This window comes from Achromobacter sp. 18P8.1.1 (assembly GCF_057799415.1).
In genome coordinates this window covers 115,494-134,033 of the sequence record NZ_JBYOKH010000006.1, presented here as the reverse complement: position 1 = coordinate 134,033, position 18,540 = coordinate 115,494, and the positions used below count along the sequence as shown (strand labels likewise).

The 18,540-nt window shown below is 66.1% G+C and carries 19 protein-coding genes; 12 read left to right on the top strand and 7 right to left on the bottom strand.

Translation table 11 applies throughout. The features are described 5' to 3' along the window. Positions 1–26: 26 nt before the first annotated feature. From AC27VE_RS06850 to AC27VE_RS06815, 8 genes are all read left to right on the top strand, one after another. Positions 27–503 carry a DUF4863 family protein gene (locus AC27VE_RS06850; protein ID WP_488703385.1) on the top strand — a complete coding sequence of 159 codons (477 nt, stop codon included), beginning with the start codon at positions 27–29 and terminating at the stop codon, positions 501–503. A gap of 74 nt (positions 504–577) precedes the next feature. Next, the gene (locus AC27VE_RS06845) at positions 578–2,137 is read left to right on the top strand and encodes a benzoate-CoA ligase family protein (protein WP_488703384.1); all 1,560 of its coding nucleotides are present in this window, start codon (positions 578–580) and stop codon (positions 2,135–2,137) included. Next, positions 2,134–2,979 carry an alpha/beta fold hydrolase gene (locus AC27VE_RS06840; RefSeq protein WP_488703383.1) on the top strand — a complete coding sequence of 282 codons (846 nt, stop codon included), beginning with the start codon at positions 2,134–2,136 and terminating at the stop codon, positions 2,977–2,979. Before AC27VE_RS06845 ends, AC27VE_RS06840 begins: the two co-directional genes overlap by 4 nt. 31 nt (positions 2,980–3,010) lie before the next feature. After that, complete coding sequence (locus tag AC27VE_RS06835; RefSeq protein ID WP_488703382.1) at positions 3,011–4,171, top strand: ABC transporter substrate-binding protein; 1,161 nt, start codon at positions 3,011–3,013, stop codon at positions 4,169–4,171. A gap of 25 nt (positions 4,172–4,196) precedes the next feature. Then, the gene (locus tag AC27VE_RS06830) at positions 4,197–5,078 is read left to right on the top strand and encodes a branched-chain amino acid ABC transporter permease (protein WP_488703381.1); all 882 of its coding nucleotides are present in this window, start codon (positions 4,197–4,199) and stop codon (positions 5,076–5,078) included. Between the two features lie 4 nt (positions 5,079–5,082). Beyond that, entirely contained in the window at positions 5,083–6,129 is a 1,047-nt protein-coding gene (locus AC27VE_RS06825) for a branched-chain amino acid ABC transporter permease (protein WP_454677610.1), read from the top strand. Then, positions 6,122–6,907, top strand: a complete 786-nt coding sequence (locus tag AC27VE_RS06820) for an ABC transporter ATP-binding protein (protein ID WP_427961623.1) — start codon at positions 6,122–6,124, stop codon at positions 6,905–6,907. Before AC27VE_RS06825 ends, AC27VE_RS06820 begins: the two co-directional genes overlap by 8 nt. Continuing rightward, positions 6,895–7,605, top strand: a complete 711-nt coding sequence (locus tag AC27VE_RS06815) for an ABC transporter ATP-binding protein (protein ID WP_006222812.1) — start codon at positions 6,895–6,897, stop codon at positions 7,603–7,605. Before AC27VE_RS06820 ends, AC27VE_RS06815 begins: the two co-directional genes overlap by 13 nt. Positions 7,606–7,644: 39 nt before the next feature. On the opposite strand, the gene AC27VE_RS06810 is transcribed toward AC27VE_RS06815, so the two are convergent. The 7 genes from AC27VE_RS06810 to AC27VE_RS06780 form a co-directional block, all read right to left on the bottom strand. After that, on the bottom strand, positions 7,645–9,204 hold the full coding sequence (locus AC27VE_RS06810) for an acetolactate synthase large subunit (RefSeq protein ID WP_488703380.1): 1,560 nt from the start codon (positions 9,202–9,204) through the stop codon (positions 7,645–7,647). A gap of 176 nt (positions 9,205–9,380) precedes the next feature. Continuing rightward, on the bottom strand, positions 9,381–10,133 hold the full coding sequence (locus AC27VE_RS06805; RefSeq protein WP_006222810.1) for an amino acid ABC transporter ATP-binding protein: 753 nt from the start codon (positions 10,131–10,133) through the stop codon (positions 9,381–9,383). A 4-nt stretch (positions 10,134–10,137) separates the two neighbouring features. Then, positions 10,138–10,830 carry an amino acid ABC transporter permease gene (locus AC27VE_RS06800; protein WP_006222809.1) on the bottom strand — a complete coding sequence of 231 codons (693 nt, stop codon included), beginning with the start codon at positions 10,828–10,830 and terminating at the stop codon, positions 10,138–10,140. Between the two features lie 31 nt (positions 10,831–10,861). Beyond that, on the bottom strand, positions 10,862–11,650 hold the full coding sequence (locus AC27VE_RS06795; protein ID WP_424625175.1) for an ABC transporter substrate-binding protein: 789 nt from the start codon (positions 11,648–11,650) through the stop codon (positions 10,862–10,864). Positions 11,651–11,691: 41 nt separating this feature from the next. Beyond that, positions 11,692–12,600 carry an arginase family protein gene (locus tag AC27VE_RS06790; RefSeq protein WP_280028156.1) on the bottom strand — a complete coding sequence of 303 codons (909 nt, stop codon included), beginning with the start codon at positions 12,598–12,600 and terminating at the stop codon, positions 11,692–11,694. 286 nt (positions 12,601–12,886) lie between these two features. Then, positions 12,887–13,753, bottom strand: coding sequence for an IclR family transcriptional regulator (locus AC27VE_RS06785; protein WP_006222806.1), 867 nt, complete (start codon positions 13,751–13,753; stop codon positions 12,887–12,889). 161 nt (positions 13,754–13,914) lie between these two features. Beyond that, positions 13,915–14,937 carry an amino acid ABC transporter substrate-binding protein gene (locus AC27VE_RS06780; RefSeq protein ID WP_006222805.1) on the bottom strand — a complete coding sequence of 341 codons (1,023 nt, stop codon included), beginning with the start codon at positions 14,935–14,937 and terminating at the stop codon, positions 13,915–13,917. Positions 14,938–15,289: 352 nt separating this feature from the next. Here AC27VE_RS06780 and AC27VE_RS06775 point away from each other — a divergent pair, with 352 nt between their 5' ends. From AC27VE_RS06775 to AC27VE_RS06760, 4 genes are read left to right on the top strand one after another with little or no spacing between them, the layout of a single operon-like run. Further along, positions 15,290–16,303, top strand: a complete 1,014-nt coding sequence (locus AC27VE_RS06775; protein WP_488703379.1) for a Bug family tripartite tricarboxylate transporter substrate binding protein — start codon at positions 15,290–15,292, stop codon at positions 16,301–16,303. A 47-nt stretch (positions 16,304–16,350) separates the two neighbouring features. Next, positions 16,351–17,031: a 3-oxoacid CoA-transferase subunit A gene (locus AC27VE_RS06770; protein WP_488703378.1), complete on the top strand. Its 681-nt coding sequence runs from the start codon at positions 16,351–16,353 to the stop codon at positions 17,029–17,031. Between the two features lie 10 nt (positions 17,032–17,041). Next, positions 17,042–17,680: a 3-oxoacid CoA-transferase subunit B gene (locus AC27VE_RS06765; RefSeq protein WP_488703377.1), complete on the top strand. Its 639-nt coding sequence runs from the start codon at positions 17,042–17,044 to the stop codon at positions 17,678–17,680. Continuing rightward, positions 17,680–18,507, top strand: coding sequence for an IclR family transcriptional regulator domain-containing protein (locus AC27VE_RS06760; RefSeq protein WP_006222801.1), 828 nt, complete (start codon positions 17,680–17,682; stop codon positions 18,505–18,507). Before AC27VE_RS06765 ends, AC27VE_RS06760 begins: the two co-directional genes overlap by 1 nt. Positions 18,508–18,540 lie beyond the last annotated feature (33 nt).

The following is an 18,540-nucleotide window of genomic DNA, read 5'->3' as shown; positions in this document are numbered from 1 at the left end:
GCCGACAGTGTAAAGGAGGAGTCCCGGTGAGCACGCCAGATCAATTCCATGCCCTGATGCGCGAGGCGACGCGCCTGGTGTCGGGCCAAGCGCTGGACGAGGGGCTGCAAGCGCGGCTGAACCAGAAGGCCGGCCCGCACAGCGCCCTTTACCAGGATATCTTCGCCGCCTGTAGGCAGGGCGTGGCCGAGGGCTGGATGTGCAACCGGGAAGGCGGCGGCATCCGCTATGGCCGTGTCATCAAGCCCGCCGACGATCTGGCGGGCTGTTCGGTGGACGTCGTCGACATGGACGACTTGGCCGGCCCCCACCACGCCCATCCCAACGGCGAGATCGATCTGATCATGCCCCTGACCGACGACGCCCGCTTCGACGGCCACGGCGCAGGCTGGCTGGTCTACGGCCCCGGCAGCGCCCACAGCCCGACCGTCACGCAAGGACGCGCCCTGGTGCTGTATCTGCTGCCCGGCGGCGCCATCGAATTCACGCGGCCCGCCAGCTAGGCCCGCGCCCACGGCCAGGCCACAAAAAAACACAGCCATGGCCCGCCCCACCACCAGGACATCAGGAGACAACCGTGAATACCTGCCCCGCCGAACTGAATTTCGCCAGTTACCTGGCCGCGCTGAACGCGCCGCGCGCGGCCAAGCCCGCCTACATCGACGACACGCGCCAGCTGAGCTATGGCGAACTGGCGGAGCGGGTGGCCCGCATGGCGGGCGCCTTGCGCCAACTGGGGCTGCGCCGCGAAGAGCGCATCCTGCTGCTGATGCAGGACACGGCCGACTGGCCCGTGGTGTTCCTGGGCGCATTGCACGCCGGCGTGGTGCCGGTGGCGGTCAATACCCTGCTGACGGCGGATGACTACGCCTACATCCTTGCCCATAGCCGCGTGCGCGCCGTGTTCGTGTCGGGCGCGCTGCTGCCCACGCTGCAGGCCGCGCTGGCCCAGTCGCCGGCCGACGTCGAACACCTCGTGGTGTCTCTGCCCACGGCCCCCCTGCCCGGCGAGGCCCGTGAATTTGAGGCCCTGCTGGCCGCCGCGCCGATTGCACCCGCCGTGCGCACGCTGTCCGACGAGATCGCCTTCTGGCTGTATTCGTCGGGCTCCACCGGCAAGCCCAAAGGCGTGGTCCACACCCACGGCAACCTGTGGCACACGGCTGAACTCTATGCCAAGCCCGTGCTGGGCATCCGCGAAGACGACGTCGTGTTCTCGGCGGCAAAGCTATTCTTCGCCTATGGCCTGGGCAACGGCCTGACCTTCCCGCTATCCGTCGGCGCCACCGTGGTGCTGATGGGCGAACGCCCTACCCCGCAAGCCGTGTTCCAGCGTCTGACGCGGCATCGCCCCACCGTGTTCTACGGCGTACCCACGCTGTATGCCAGCATGCTGGCCTCGCCCGACCTGCCGCCGCGCGAACAGGTGGCGATGCGGGTCTGCACCTCCGCCGGCGAAGCGCTACCGCGCGACATCGGCGAACGCTTCACCCGGCATTTCGGCTGTGAAATCCTGGACGGCATCGGGTCGACCGAGATGCTGCACATCTTCATTTCGAACCAGAGCGGACAGTTGCGCTATGGCACGACCGGCAAGCCCGTGCCCGGCTACGAAGTGCAGCTGCGTGACGAGAACGGCGCGCCAGTCGAGCCGGGCGCCATCGGCGACCTCTACATCAAAGGCCCCAGCGCCGCGCTGATGTACTGGAACAACCGCGACAAAACGCGCCAGTGCTTCCTGGGCGACTGGCTGAAAAGCGGCGACAAGTACACCTGCGACCCTGACGGCTACTACACGTATGCGGGACGCAGCGACGACATGATCAAGGTCAGCGGCCAGTATGTGTCGCCCGTGGAAGTGGAGAACATCCTGGTGCAGCACGAAGCCGTGCTGGAAGCCGCCGTGATCGGCGTGCCGGACCACGACGGGCTGGTCAAGACCAAAGCCTATGTCGTGCTGCGGCCGGGTTTCGAACCGGACGCGAACACCGGCGCCGCCCTGCAAAGCTATGTGAAGCAGCACCTGGCCCCCTTCAAGTACCCGCGGCAGATCAACTTCACCGAAGAACTGCCCAAGACCGCCACCGGCAAGATCCAGCGATTCCGCCTGCGCCAGCTTGAAGAGGCCACGCTATGAACGGCGCGGCGGCCACTGGCACCCTGACGGCCCGTCCCGTCTTCGCCGACATTCAGGCCACTGCCCGCACGCTGCGCCTGGAGTGCCTGTGGATCGCACCTGAACGCGCGACGGCGCCGCTGCTCGTCTTCCTGCATGAAGGCCTGGGGTCGGTCGCCATGTGGAAGGACTGGCCGTTGCAGGTGTGCGAAGCCGCCGGATGCCGCGGCCTGGTGGTATCGCGCTATGGCTACGGGCAATCCACGCCGCGCCCTCCGCAGGAAAAATGGCCGGTGGATTTCATGCACCGCGAGGCGCGCGACGTACTGCCCGCGCTGTTCACCGCGCTGGGCGTGGACGCCCGGCGCGACAAGCCGGTGCTGTTCGGACACAGCGACGGCGGATCGATCGCGTTGCTGTATGCCGCGATGCATCCGGAGGCCGTCGCCGGCATCGTCGTTGCCGCGCCGCATACGTTCGTCGAAGACGTCACCGTCGCGAACATCGCGCTGGCGCGCCAGGCGTATCTGGACACGGACCTGCGCAGCCGCCTGGCCCGCTACCACGCGGACGTGGATTCGGCGTTCTGGGGCTGGAACGACATCTGGCTGAACCCCGATTTCCGCCGTTGGAACATCGAAGATCATCTGCCCCGCATCGCCTGCCCCGTGCTGGCGATCCAGGGCGTGGACGACGAGTACGGCTCGCTGGCCCAAATACGCGGCATTCGCCGCCATGCGCCGCAGACCGTATTGCTGGAGATTCCCGACTGCCGCCATTCGCCGCACAAGGACCAGCCCGCCATTGTTATCCAGGCCGTTGCCGATTTCGTCGGCGCGTTGGACAAACCCGGCTGGCGGTGACGCCAGCCCATAACAAGCACGGAGACAAACCATGAACCACGCCCTGACCCGGGCTGCGATCGCCGCGGCCCTGACGTTCGCCGCCAGCGGCGCGCAGGCCACCGACAAGATCAAAGTCGGTTTCATGCTGCCTTATAGCGGCACCTATGCCGCACTCGGCACCGCCATCGAGAACGGCTTCAAGCTGTATGTCGCCGAGCAAGGCGGCAAGCTGGGCGGGCGCGAGATCGAATACTTCAAGGTGGACGACGAGTCCAATCCCGCCAAGGCCGCCGAAAACGCCAACCGCCTGATCAAGCGCGACCAGGTCGACGTGCTGATCGGCACCGTGCACTCGGGCGTGGCGATGGCGCTGGCCAAAGCCGCCAAGGACAGCGACACCACCTTGATCGTGACGAACGCCGGCGCCAACGCCATCACCGGCCCGCTGTGCGGCCCCGGCATCTTCCGCACGTCCTTCACCAACTGGCAGCCGGCGTACGCGATGGGTCCCGTCGCCGTTGCCAAGGGCCACAAGACGGCCGTCACCATCACCTGGAAGTACGCCGCAGGCGACGAGGCAATCGGCGGCTTCAAGGAAGGCTTCGAGAAGGCCGGCGGCAAGGTCGTCAAAGAGCTGAGCCTGCCGTTTCCCAACGTGGAGTTCCAGTCGCTCCTGACCGAGATCGCCGCGACCAAGCCCGATATGGTGTTCACGTTCTTCGCCGGTGGTGGCGCCGTGAAATTCGTGCAGGACTATCACGGCGCGGGGCTGGACAAGACGATCCCGCTGTACGGGTCGGGTTTCCTGACCGACGGCACCTTGCAGGCGCAAGGCGCGTCGGCGCAAGGCCTGTTGACCACGCTGCACTATGCCGACGGCCTGAACACGCCGCGCGACAACGCCTTCCGCGCCGACTACGCCAAGAACTACAACGCGCAGCCGGACGTGTACGCCGTGCAGGGCTATGACGCGGCGCAGCTGATGCAGTCGGGACTGTCCGCCGTCAAGGGCGACTTCGCCAAGAAGGCCGACTTCCGCACCGCGATGCGCGGCGCAACGGTCGATAGCCCGCGCGGCCCCTTCACCTTGTCGGCCGCCGGCAACCCGGTGCAGGACATCTATCTGCGCCGTGTGGACGGCCTGGAGAACAAGGTCGTGGAAGTCGCCGCGCAGAAGCTGGCCGATCCGGCCCGCGGCTGCAAGCTCTGACGCCACGTCCGCCACGGGAGGCCCCATGGACATCAGCATCCTGTTTATTCAAAGCCTGAACGCTTTCCAGTACGGCTTGCTGCTGTTCCTGGTGGCCAGCGGACTCACGCTGATCTTCGGCATCATGGGCATCATCAATCTTGCCCACGGCAGTTTCTACATGATCGGCGCCTATATGGCGTTTGCGCTGGGGCCGGTGATCGACCGCTGGCTGGGCGGCGGCTTCATCACCACGCTTGCCGTGTGCGTGGCGCTGGCCGCGGTGCTGGGCTACTTCCTGGAGGCGGCGTTCTTCAGCTACCTGTACCACCGCAACCACCTGCAGCAGGTGTTGATGACCTACGGCCTGATCCTGGTGTTCGAGGAACTGCGCAGCATCCTGGTCGGCAACGACGTGCACGGCGTGCCGTTGCCCGCCTGGCTGCAAGGCAGCATCTCGCTGGGTGGCGTGATGACGTATCCGGTCTACCGGCTGTTCATCTCGGCAGTGGGCATCGCGGTGGCGCTGCTGCTGTACTGGGTGATCTCGCGCACGCGCCTGGGCATGATGCTGCGGGCCGGCGCCAGCAACCGCGAAATGACCGGATCGCTGGGCATCGACGTGAACAAGCTATACCGGTTGGTGTTCGCGGCGGGCGTGGCGCTGGCGGCGCTGGCCGGCACCATCGCCGCGCCCGTGTCGTCGGTGTATCCCGGCATGGGCAACGGCGTGCTGATCATCTGCTTCGTGGTGGTGGTGATCGGCGGCATTGGATCGATCCGCGGCGCGTTCCTGGCGGCGATGCTAGTGGGATTCGTCGAGACCTTCGGCCAGGTGTTGTTCCCTTCCGCGGCGGGGGTGCTCGTCTACCTGCTGATGGCGTTCATTCTTCTTTGCAAGCCCGAAGGGCTGTTCAAACAGGGCTAGCGACATGACGAAACTCCTACCCGTCGCAACGCTACTGGCGTTGGCCGCCTTTGCCTGGAGCGGCAGCGACTACTACACCGGCCTGGCCATCAAGGTCATGATCTACGCCATCTTCGCGCTAAGCCTGCAACTGCTGGTCGGCGGCGCGGGGCTGGTCAGCCTGGGGCATGCGGCGTTCTTCGGTATCGGCGCCTATGCGGCAGCGCTGCTGTCGCCCGAATCGGAAGCCGCCAGCCTGTGGTGGCTGCTGCCCGCGGCCCTGCTGGCGGCGGCCGCCTACGCCGCCGTGACAGGCGCCTTGGCGCTGCGCACGCGCGGCGTGTACTTCATCATGGTCACGCTGGCGTTCGCGCAGATGGCCTATTACGTCTTCCACGACACCAAGGTAGGCGGCGGCAGCGACGGCATCTACCTGTACTTCAGGCCCGAGCTGTCGATTGCCGGCTGGATGCCCTTCGACCTGGGCAACAGCACGACGTTCTACTACTTCGTGCTGGCCTGCCTGGCGCTGACGTGGGGCTTTCTGGCCTTGCTGCGGCGTTCACCCTTCGGCGCGGCACTGGCCGGCATCCGCATCAATGAACAGCGCATGCGGGCCGCCGGCTATTCGACCTATCCGTACAAGCTGACCGCCTATGTGGTGGGCGCGACCCTGGCCAGCCTGGCCGGCTTCCTGTTCGCATTGAAAGACGGGTTCGTCACGCCCGAACTGCTGGCATGGGAACAATCCGGGCTGGTGCTGCTGATGGTGATCCTGGGCGGCATGGCCAGCCTGGGCGGCGCCGTGATCGGCACGGTGGCGCTGGTGCTGATGCAGGAGCTGTTCCAGTCGCAAGCGCTGTTCGGCGACTATGCCCGCCATTGGCACCTGCCCTTGGGGCTAGCCATCATCGCGCTCGTGGCGCTGCTGCCCAACGGCATCGCCGGATTGCCCGCGCAATGGCGGCAACGCCGCGAGGCCCGTGCGGCAAACGCACGCGCTGCTGCCGCGGCAGCCACATCCGCCCGCGCGCCTGTCCGCCTTCCGATCCAGGGGGAACCCCATGTCTGACCTTCTGCTTGCGGCCTCGGCCGTCACGCGCCGCTTCGGCGGCCTGACCGCCGTCAACGGCGTCTCGCTGGGCCTGGCGCGCGGCCAGGTGCATGCCGTGATCGGCACCAACGGCGCGGGCAAGTCCACGCTGATCAACATCCTGTCGGGGGAGCTCGCGCCCACAAGCGGCCAGGTCATGCTGGGCGGGCGCGACGTCACGGCCTGGCGGCAGCCCGAGCGGGCGCGTGCCGGGCTGGGGCGCAGCTATCAGCGGTCTACGCTGTTTCCTGAACTGACCGTGTTCGAAAACTGCCGGCTGGCCGCGCAAGCGGGCCGCCAGCGCTTCTGGCACTGGTGGCGCCCGGCCTCGGATTGCCGGCGCAGCGCGGACCTGGCGCAGCATGCGCTGGAACGCACGGGGCTGGCCGATGACGCCGCCCGCGCCGCGGGCCTGTTGCCGCACGGCCGCAAGCGCCAACTGGAGATCGCCATGTGCCTGGCCGGCGAACCGCAGGTGCTGCTGCTGGACGAGCCCCTGGCCGGCATGGGCCCCGAAGAGACGGACCGGATCCTGGACCTGCTTCATACCTTGAAGACGGGCCACGCGATCCTGCTGGTGGAACACGACATGGACGCCGTATTCCGCATCGCCGAGACCATCACCGTGATGGTCAACGGCACCGCCATCGCCAGCGGCACCCCCACCCAGATCCGCGCCAACGCGGAAGTGCGCACGGCGTACCTGGGCGAAGACACGCAGGACGACGCGAAGGAAACCCCGCCATGCACGCACTGATCGAAGCCGGCGGCCTGCACGTGTACTACGGCGCCAGCCACGTGCTGCGCGGCGTGGACATGCACATCGCACCGGGCGAATCCGTCGGGCTGGTGGGCCGCAACGGCATGGGCAAGACCACGTTGATCCGCAGCCTGATGGGCCAGGTAAAAAGCGCGCAGGGCCAGGTACGGGTGGGCGGGCGCGACTGCACGCATGCCCAGCCCCACGCCATCGCACGGCTGGGCGTGGCCTACGTGCCCGAGGGGCGCGGCATCTTTCCCAACCTGAATGTGCGCGAAAATCTGCAAGTCGCTGCGCGCCCCGGCGTGCGCGGCGGACAGGACTGGACCTATGCGCGCGTGCTGGACACGTTTCCGCGGCTGCGCGAACGGCTGGGGCACGGCGGGCAGCAGTTATCGGGCGGCGAGCAGCAGATGCTGGCCATCGGCCGGGCGCTGATGACCAACCCCGACCTGCTGATCCTGGACGAGGCCACCGAAGGGCTGGCCCCGCTGATCGTGGCGGAGATCTGGAAGATCATCCGCCAGATCCGCGCCACCGGTATGTCGGCCTTGATCGTGGACCGCAATTACCGGGCGGTGCTGGAACACACCGACCGCTGCCTGGTGATGGAAAAGGGCCTGATCGTGCAGGACGGCGACAGCGCGTCGCTGGCCCGGCAACCGGAGCAACTGACGCGCTATCTGGGCGTCTAGGGCCCGTCGGCACGGCAGGGCCCCAGCGCGGATCGCCCCTTAGATGATGGCTTCGATCAGGAACGGGCCGCGGCGCTTCAGGCCGTCGGCCAGCGCGCGGGCGAAACCTTCCACCGTATCGACGCTGACCGCCTCCACGCCCATGCCGCGGGCCAGGTGCGTCCAATCCAGATAGGGCTCTTCCAGATCCAGCATGCGGCGCGCATTGCGGCCCGGTTCCTTAACACCCACGTTCTTCATTTCGCCATGCAGCGTGGCGTAGGAGCGGTTGGCCAGGATCACCGTCAGGCAATCCAGATTTTCACGCGCCTGCGTCCACAGCGCCTGCAGGGTATACATGCCGCTGCCATCGGCTTGCAGCGTGATGACCTTGCGGTCCGGGCACGCCACGGCGGCGCCGGTCGCCATCGGCAGGCCGATGCCGATGGCCCCGCCCGTCAGCATCAGCCAATCGTGCGGCGCGCTGCTGGCGCTGTAGATCGGGAATTCGCGGCCTTGCGTGATGGACTCGTCGCACACGATGGCTTGCTCGGGCAAGGTGTGCGCGATCAGGATGTTCACGGCGGCGCCGGTCAGCTTGCCCGATGCCGGCACCTCGTAAGCGGCGGCCGGCGTGGCCAGGCGCGGCGCGTCCGCTGCGATGCCCAATTCGTCCGCCAACCATTCCAGCGCGTGCGCCAGATCCTGCTCGGCGCTCGCCAGCACGACCTGATTGCTGTCCGGCGGCGCCAACAGGCTGGGCTTGCCGGGATACGCGAAAAATCCCACGGGCGCCTTGGCGCCCGCCAGCACCAGGTGCTTCACGTCTTTCAGCTTGGCAACCGCCATGTCGATCGGATAGGGCAGGCGGTCGACCGGCGTGCGGTCGCCGCCGCGTTCGATGCGGCGGTTGGACGTTTCCGACATCAGGCGCACCCCCGTGGCGCGCGCAATGCGGCCGGCGGCGTTCAGCGCGCGCTCGCGCAGCGCCGCGCCGCCCAGCATCAGCACGGTCACCTCGCCCGAGCGGATCGCCGCGGCAGCGGCGCGCACGGCGTCGGCGGACGTCTGGGCAAGGGCTGCGTCCTTGACCAGCACCGGCGCGGGTGCATTGTCAGGCAGGTCCGTCCAGGCCGCGTCGGCCGGAAGGATCAGGGTCGCGATATTGCCGGGCGCATGGCGCGCCACGGCGATGGCTTCGGCGGCGTCCGAGGACACCGCGGCGGCGGTCATCGTGCGCTTGACCCAGTGCGACATCGGGCGCGCCACGCCCTCCACGTCGCTGGTCAGCGGCGCGTCGTATTGCACGTGATAGGTCGCGTGGTCACCCACGATGTTGACCATGGGGGTGCGGGCGCGCTTGGCGTTGTGCAGGTTGGCCAGACCATTGCCCAGGCCGGGGCCCAGGTGCAGCAGCGTGGCGGCAGGCTTGTCGGCCATGCGTGCGTAGCCGTCGGCCGCGCCCGTCACCACGCCTTCGAACAGGCCCAGCACGCAACGCATCTTGGGCTTGCGATCCAACGCCGCGACAAAGTGCATTTCCGATGTGCCGGGGTTGGCAAAACACACGTCCACATCGTTGGCCAGCAAGGTATCGCAAAGACTGTCAGCGCCGTTCATGATTTTCCCTAGTCGTTTTCAATGGCGATGCGGGCGCATGCGCGCCCGCCTGATATGCATGATAGGTAGCGTATCAAAAACGCGGTAGAGCCATTTCAGGTTGCGGAGATGGAACCATTCCCGAATCCGGCCCGCAGCGTTCCGCCAGCCGGAATTAGCATAACCGCCCTACCCGATCAGCCCAGGATCTGCCCCAGGAACGCCTGCGCCCGCTCCGAACGCGGCGCATTGAAGAAATTCTCCGGCGTGTCGGCCTCGACGATCGCCCCCTGGTCCATGAAGACGACGCGGTCGCCGACCTCCCGCGCAAAGCCCATCTCATGCGTGACGCACACCATGGTCATGCCATCGCGGGCCAGGGCGACCATGGTATCCAGCACTTCCTTGACCATTTCAGGATCCAGGGCAGAGGTCGGCTCATCGAACAGCATGATCTTGGGCTGCATGCACAAGGCGCGCGCGATCGCCACGCGCTGTTTTTGTCCGCCCGATAGCTGGCCGGGATACTTGTCCGCGTGCTGCGGAATCCGCACCCGTTCCAGGTAGTCCATCGCACGCGACCGGGCCTCATCGGCCGGCACGCCCTTGACCAGCAGCGGCGCCAGCGTGCAGTTCTCCAGCACCGTCAGGTGCGGGAACAGGTTGAAGTGCTGGAACACCATGCCGACTTCCGCCCGGATGCGCTCGATGTTCTTCACGTCTTCGTTCAGTTCGATGCCGTCGACCACGATGCGGCCCTGCTGGTGTTCCTCCAGCCGGTTCAGCAGCCGGATCGTGGTGGATTTTCCGGAACCGGACGGACCGCAAAGGATCAGCTTCTCTCCGGGCGACACTTCCAGCGCCAGGTTATCCAGCACCTGGAAGTCGCCATACCATTTGCTGACGCCTTGCATAGTGATGATCGGGGCGGAGGCATTCGTTGCGTTCATCGTCTCAGGCCTTGGAAATATCGTGGTTTTCGCCGGCGCCGCTCCAGTAGCCCGGCACCGTCAAGCGCTTCTCGGAGCGCCGGAACAGGTACGACAGCACGCTGCACATGGCGAAGTAGATGACCCCCACCATCGTGTAGACGGTCAGCGCCTGGAACGTCGCGCCGGCCAGCATTTCGCCCGCCCGCATCAGTTCATACACGCTGATGACGGCGACGAGCGAGGTCTCCTTGATCAGCACCAGCGCGTAGTTCCCCAGGGCCGGGAACACCGTGCGCAGCGCTTGCGGCAGCACGATGCGGCGCAGCCGCTGCACCTTGCGCAAGCCCAGCGCGCGGGCCGCCTCGTACTGCCCGGTGTCCACCGACTGGATGCCGCTTCTGAACAGTTCGGCCAGATAGGCGCCGAAGTTCAGCGTCAGGCCCAGCACGCCCGCGACAAAGCCGTTGATCACCACCCCCATCTCGGGCAGGCCGTAGTAGATGTAGAACAACTGCAGCAGCAGCGGCGTGCCGCGTATCACTTCGATGTAGAAGCGCGCGCCGCGGCTCAACAGGCGTGAAGGCGACAAGCGGCACAAGCAGACGACCAGGCCCAACGCCACCGCCAGGAAGGCCGAACAGAAAAAAAGCGCCAAAGTCCAGACCGTGCCCTCGGCCAAAGGGGTCAGGTACATGCGCAGCGTAGCGAGATCCAAGTCGTGCTCCTTATCCGTGCCGTTGCGGCGCTTACTTGCTGATCAGGTCCGACACGCCCCACTTCTTCCCGATGGCTGCCATTTCCCCGTTCTTGCGCATCTCGGCCAACGCGTTGTTGACGGCGTCCAGCAACGCGGCGTTGCCCTTCTGCACGGCCATGCCGACCTGCCACTTGCGTTGCGGCTGGTAGCCGGTGTCCAGCTTCACGCCCGGGATGTTCTTGGTCTGGATCTGGTAGATGATGCTGGGCGGGTCCACGATGCCCAGGTCGATGCGGCCCGCGCGCACGTCGGCCAGCAAGGTGGAGTAATCCTGATAGGTCGTGACCTTGGTGCCCGGCATGTCCTTGATCATGTTGAACTGCACCGAATCCACCAGAACGCCCACGCGCTGACCCTGCATGTCTTCGAACTTGGCGTATTTCCTGGCCGCCTTGTCGCTGACCACCACGCCCTCGCCCCACTCGTAGACCGGCGCCGAGAAATCGATGGCGCGCGCACGCTCTTCGGTGATGAAGAGCGGCGCGGACATGACGTCGGCCCGCCCGGACGTCAGCGTGGGGATGAGGCCCGAGAACGGCACGTCGGACAGCTTGTCCGCCACCTTCAGGTGCTTGGCCACGCCAGCGGCCACGTCCACCATGATGCCTTCCAGTTGGTTCGACTTCGGATTCTTGAACCCGTGCGGCGGTGCGGACGCCGTGGTGACGACGGCCAGACTCTTGTCGGCGCGCACTTCGTCCAGCGTGCGCGCCTGCGCGCCGGTCTGGATCAGCAGGCTGGCCGCAGCCACGCCCAGCAGGATGGATTTGAGTTTCATCGTTTTCCCCTTGGATGAATGAATGCCGCGGACGCGACGGCTCAGGCCGGACGCCCTTGCGGGTACTGCTGCACCGCTACCGCCGCCAACGCGCAGAATTCCTGCATCACGGTGGCGGCCAGGAAGGCCGTAGCCCCCTGCACGTCTTGCGGCGGCGACACGGTATTGACGTCGAACGCCACGAAGTTCAGGCCCGCAAGCTGGCGCAGCAGCGCCAGCCCTTCCTTGGCCGACAACCCGCCCCACTCCGGCGTGCACACGCCCGGCGCGCAGGAGGGGTCGAAGATGTCCATGTCGAAGCACAGGTAGACCGGGCGCTGGCCGATGCGCTGCTTGATGTCCGCAAGCGTGGCCTTCTGGTCCTGGTCGAAGTCGTCGTACGGCACGATCGTGTAGCCGACCTCGCGCCCGAACTCCAGCACCCCGGGCATGAAGGAACTGCCACGGGTGCCAACGTGGAAGCTGGACGCCACGTCCAGCAGCCCTTCTTCCGCGGCGCGCGTGAAGGTCGTGGCCGTGTTGTAGCCTGGGATGGGATAGGTGTCGGTATGCGAATCGAAATGCAGCACGACGAAATCCGGATGGCGGCGCGCCACGGCGCGCAACTGCGGCAGCGTCACCGCGCCGTCGCCCCCCATCGAGATCGGGATGGCGCCCGCGTCCAGGATGGCTCCGATGCCGGCCTCGATCAGCGGATAGGACGCGTCCGGGTCGCCGGGATGGCAGGCGACGTTGCCCACGTCGATCGCACGCAGGAATTCAGGCGGATTGTCGATGCCGTTGCGGCGGAAAATATCGACGGGGCGCAGCAGCCGGGATTGCTCTCGGATCGCGTCGGGCCCCTGCCGGGACCCCACGCGAAACGGATGCGTGCCGCAATCGAACGGGATGCCGACCACGCAGGCGCGTGCCCGGCCCGCCCCCGCCTCGCGGGCAGACGGCAACCCCATGAATCCGGCGACGGGATTGAAACTGACTTCAGATGACTGCGGCACAGCGCGGCTCCTGGGCATGCCTCGTCGGCGAAATCGCAGACGCGAGCTATATTTAGATTCGATCAAATCGCTGTGCGATACGATCGTGTCATAAATAGATTAGCAAGCAAGAACCCAGCCAGCCAATTAGGGAGTTCCCCTTAGAAGCTGAAAAATTAGTTGATTAATTTAGTATGGAATAGGCGCGAACGCGCCCTAGCACGGTGCAGCGCTGCACCGACATGCGGCACGTGGGAAAGGATCAGGCCTCGTCGTCAGTCAGCGGCATCGCGCCGCGCAGGGCGCCGCCCGGCGGTTCCATCTGATAGAAGGGATGCGATCGGCCCAGCGTGCGCGATGCACTGATGGCGTGCGCGGTTTCCACGACTTGCGGACCGAAGACAGCTTGCGCCTGTTCAAAAGACCAGCGACTAGACGGAACCGAGACGTTTACGGCCCCCAACGGAGTTCCCCCGGCATCCAGCACCGCCGCGCTGACCGTGATGTCGCCCGGATAGAACTCGCCGTTGGAACGGGCATAGCCGTGGCGCCGCGCGAACTCCAGTTCGGCCAGCAAGGCGTCCAGCGTAGTGAGCGTATTGGCCGTGTAGGGCTTGCGGTCGCAGCGTTCCAGCAGGTCATGGGCCACGCCCGGGTCCAGCTTGGCCAGCACGGCGCGGCCGGCTGCGGTGCAATACAAGGGCAAACGCATGCCCACCGGCATGTTCACAAACATTTCCTTATGGGTGGCAAAGCGCGCCACATAGACCATGTCCAGGCCATCGGGCTCGGCCAGGCTGCACGTTTCCTGGCTGTTGCGGTTCAGCGTGTGCAGGAACGGGTTGCCGCCCAAAACCAGCGGACTCGTTTGCACGTAATTCATGCCCAGCTCCAGGGACCAGGGCGCCAGCGAGAACTTCTTGCTGACCGGATCCTTGCGCAGGTAGCCCAGCGTCCAGAGCGTATGGGTAAAGCGCTGGACTGCGCTTTTGCTCAACCCCGTGGCATCGGCAAGCTCCGGCAGCGTCATGGCGGGCTGCCCTTCGCTGAAGGCCCGCAGCACGGAAATGCCACGCGCCAACGCAGCAATGAACAGCGGGGAATCCTCGGGGTTTCGCGTCAGGGTCATGGCACGGGGCGTGCAGAGAGAAAGCGCATAGCGTACCGCATAACGGTTCGCTTATATCGCAGGGCGATTGCAAAGACTTCGGCAATCCCCTTGCCCGGAGACCTCGGCAAGAAAAAAAGCGGCCCGCGCGTTGCGGGCCGCCTGTTATCGCACGCAGGGTGTCAACGGATCGGCCACGGATACATGGCGCCGCCGTTGCTCCACAGCGCGTTCGTGCCGCGCTGCAGGCCCAGCTTGCTGTCCTTGCCGACGTTGCGCTCGAACACTTCGCTGTAGTTGCCCACGGCCTTGATGGCGTTGTAGGCCCATTTTTCGTCCACGCCCATGTTCTTGCCGGCGCCCGGCGTCACGCCCAGGATGCGCAAGACGTTGGGGTTGCTGCTCTTCAACATTTCGTCGACGTTTTTCTGCGTGATGCCATATTCCTCGGCTTCCAGCAGCGCGAACAAGGTCCAGCGCACGATGCCCAGCCAGTTCTCGTCACCCTGGCGCACCATGGGGCCCAGCGGTTCCTTGGAGAAGCGTTCCGGCAGGATCTCGTAGTCGTTGGGATTGGCGACTTGCGTGGCGCGCACGGCGGCCAGTTGCGAGGCGTCGTCGGTGAAGGCGTCGCAGCGGCCGGACTCAAACGCGCGCACGACTTCGGTCACCTTGTCGATCACGACCGGCTTGAACTCGATCTTGTTCGAGCGGAACCAATCGGCCAGGTTCAGTTCCGTGGTGGTGCCCGGCTGCACGCAGACGGTGGCGCCGTTCAGTTCCTTGGCGCTCTTGACGCCCAGCTTCTTGTTCACCAGGATGCCCTGGCCGTCATAGAAGCTGGCGGCCACCGCAGACAAGCCCAGCGAGGTGTCGCGCGTCTGGGTCAGCGTGACGGTGCGCAGCAACACGTCGACTTCACCCGATTGCAGCGCGGTGAAGCGTTGCTGGGTGGACAGCGCCGTGCCCTTGAATTTGGTCGAATCGCCGAATACGGCCGCGGCGACCGCGCGACAGATATCCACGTCCATGCCTTCCCATTCGCCTTTGCTGTTGGTGGCGGAAAAGCCGGATACGCCGTCGGTCAGGCCGCACTGCACGAACCCTTTTTTCTTCACCGCATCCAGCGTGGGGCCGGCGACTGCCGCCTGGGACGCGCAAGCCAGGGCGAGCGCGCCGGCTGCAAACAAGATGGACCGCTTCATTATTGCCTCTCCTGAGATAGATGCCCGGTCGGACTTGTAAGCCTTCCCGGCTGAAACCGAGCCCAGCGTTGTCGGGCCGGCCGCCAGATTACGCCATGTCCACTGCGTGAACAACGCGATCGGGCCTAGTGGAAACCCGAGGCGATGCCCATTCGAGGCCCTATCAGATTTGTCCGGTGATCGAACTTTATCCGGCCCTCTCAAGCCGTCCGGGCGAAGCTCGCATGCCATACTTTTTTCGCGCCGGTGTCCGCTCAGCGGCACCGGCGCCGCAGCATAAAAGCCGATCGCGCCACAACAAAAATCCCGGGCGCGCATCGATACTCGGCCGATTCATGGAGGAGACGAATCCATGGCACAAGTAAGCAAGACGCAGCCTCGCCGCGCGGCGCACCGCCGCATGGCCCTGAAGACCCTGTTGTTGTCCGCGCTCGCCGCGGCAGGCCTGGGCACCGCCCCCGTCCACGCGGCGGATGACTGGCCCAGCAAGCCCATCAAGATCATCGTGCCCTACACGCCGGGCGGCTCCACCGATATCGTGACCCGTATCGTCATGGAAAAATTGGGGCCACGCCTGAAGCAGACGATCATCGTCGAGAACCGGCCGGGCGCCAACAGCAGCGTGGGCTCGGCCATCGCCGCCAAGTCGGACGCGGACGGCTACACCTTCCTGTCCATCCTGCCGGCCTACATCATCAACTTCCACCTGTACAAGCTGACCTACGCCCCGGCCGACCTGACGCCGGTGGTGCAGATGGCCGACCTGCCCCTGTTCCTGTTCGTGGCGCAAGACCTGCCGGTCAACAGCGTGGCCGACCTGGTCGCCTATGGCCGCAAGAACCCCGACAAGCTCACCTACGCGTCCAGCGGAAACGGGTCCAGCGCGCACCTGACCGGCGCCGACTTCGCGCTGCAGAACAAGCTCACGATGACGCACGTGGCCTACAAGGGCAGCGCCCCCATCCTGACCGATCTGCTGGGCGGCCGCGTCTCGATGGTGTTCGACCCCATCCTGGTCCCGATGCAGTACGTGAAGCAGAACCGCCTGAAGGCGCTGGCCTTCACCGGCAAGGAACGCTGGCCCACCGAGCCCGGCATCCCCACGATGGAAGAAGCCGGCATGCCCGGCTTCGTGACGGGCTCCTGGGCCGGCCTGATGGCCCCGGCCGGCACGCCCAAGCCGATCATCGAACGCATGGCGCGCGAGATCGCCGAGATCGTCAAGGAACCCGATGTGAAGCAAAAGTTCGTGGATGCGGGCTTCCTGCCCGCCAGCGGCACCACGGCGCAGTTCGCGGAACTGATGAAGACGGATTCGGCGCGCTATGCCGAAATCATCAAGCAGGCGGCCATCACCGTGAATTGAACGCGGACCGGGCGCGGCACCGCGCCTGGCCCGATCGGAGTTTCCCCATGATCAACAAGTTCATCGATACCCCTGAGGCCGCGGTCTCGGACATCCACGACGGCGCCACGGTGCTGATCAGCGGCTTCGGCGGCGCAGGCATGCCCACCGAACTCATCCATGCGCTGATCGACCAGGGCGCGCGCGAACTCACCGTCGTCAGCAACAACGCAGGCAACCACGAAACCGGCCTGGCCGCGCTGATCAAGGCCGGCCGCGTGCGCCGCGTCATCTGCTCATTTCCCAAGGCCTCGCATTCCTGGGTCTTCGACGACCTGTACCGCCGCGGCGGCATTGAACTGGAATGCGTGCCGCAAGGCACCATCGCCGAACGGTTGCGCGCCGCCGGCGCCGGGCTGGGCGGCTTCTTCACCCCTACAGCCTATGGCACCGAGCTGGCCCAGGGCAAGGAAACCCGCATCATCGACGGCCGCGGCCATGTCTTCGAGACGCCGCTGCATGGCGACTTCGCGCTCGTCAAGGCGGACGAGGGCGACCGCTGGGGCAACCTGACCTACCACAAGAGCGCGCGCAACTTCGGACCCATCATGTGCATGGCGGCCAAGACCACCATCGTGCAGGTGCGCGCCAAGGTCGAGCTGGGCGAACTGTCGCCCGAAGCCGTCGTGACGCCGGGCATCTTCGTCGCGCGTGTCACCGAGGTGGCCAATGCCGCCTTTTCCAGCTGAAGGAATCCTCATGCAACCCCTGACCCGCGAGGCCATGGCGCGCCGCCTGGCCCTGGACATTCCCGACGGCAGCTACGTCAACCTGGGCATCGGCATGCCAGTGCTGGTGGCCGCCCATCTTCCCCCCGGCCGCGAGATCGTGCTGCATAGCGAAAACGGCATCCTGGGCATGGGCCCGCCGCCCGCTGACGACGCCGTCAACCTGGATCTGATCAACGCCGGCAAGCAGCCGGTGACGCTGCTGGAAGGCGGCTCGTACTTCCACCACGCGGATTCGTTCGCGATGATGCGCGGAGGCCATCTGGACATCTGCGTCATGGGCGGCATGCAGGTTGCCGCCAACGGCGACCTGGCCAACTGGTCGCTGGCCAAGCCGGGCGAAGCGCCGGCCGTCGGCGGCGCGATGGACCTGGCGGTGGGCGCGCGCAGCGTGTTCATCATGATGGAGCACAACAGCAAGAACGGCGATCCGAAGATCGTCGAACGCTGCACGTATCCGCTGACGGGCGCCGGCGTGGTCGACCGCATCTACACGGATCTGGCCGTCATCGACGTCACCCCGGAGGGCCTGGTGGTTCGGGATATGATCGACGGCATGACTCTGAACGAACTGCAAGCGCGCACCGGCGCGCCGCTGCGCGCAGGCTGATGCTGCCCAATCTTCCCCCTCCCGGCTACGCCGCCCCGCTTGCGGCGGAAGATCATCCCGACCAGTTGCGCGGCGATCCGGACTACATGCTGACGCTTGCGCGCGGCCTGCATGTGATCCGCGCGTTCGGCACGCGCCGCCATCCGCAGACGGCGGCGGAACTGAGCCGGCGCGCCGCCCTGCCGCGCGCGGTCGTGCAGCGTTGCCTGCACACGCTGATCCTGCTGGGCATCGCCGAGCAGCACGGCCGGCTGTATGTGCTGACGCCGCGCATCCTGGGCCTGGGCTATGCGTACTTTTCGTCCACGCCGTTCGTGTCGCTTGCCCAGCCCGTGTTGGAAGAGCTGAGCGCCACCGTCAATGAAACCTGTGCGCTGGCCATCATGGAAGGCCACGAGATGCTGTATCTGGCGCGCTCGGAAGTGAACCGCCTGCTGGCCACGTCAATGGGGCTGGGCAGCCGCTTGCCGGCGTACTGCACGTCAATCGGACGCGTGCTGCTGGCGCAACTGCCTGAACCGGCGCTAGCCCGCTATTTCGCCACAGTCGACCTGCAACCCTATACGGAATTCACGCTGACCACCGAAGCGAAGCTGCGCGCGGAATTGGCGCGCATCCGCGAGCAGGGCTACGCGGTGGTGGACCAGGAACTGGAACTGAACGTGCGCGCAATCTCGGTCCCCGTGCGCTCGGCCAGCGGCAAGGCCTGCGGCGCCGTAAACGTCAGCGTGAAGGCAGCGCGGGTGCCATTGATCCGGCTGACGGAAGAATTCCTGCCACCCTTGCGGCAGGCCGTCGAAAGGATCGGCGAATTCCTGGTCGCGTGAAGGGGGTGTCGACCCGGCGTGAATGCGATGTTG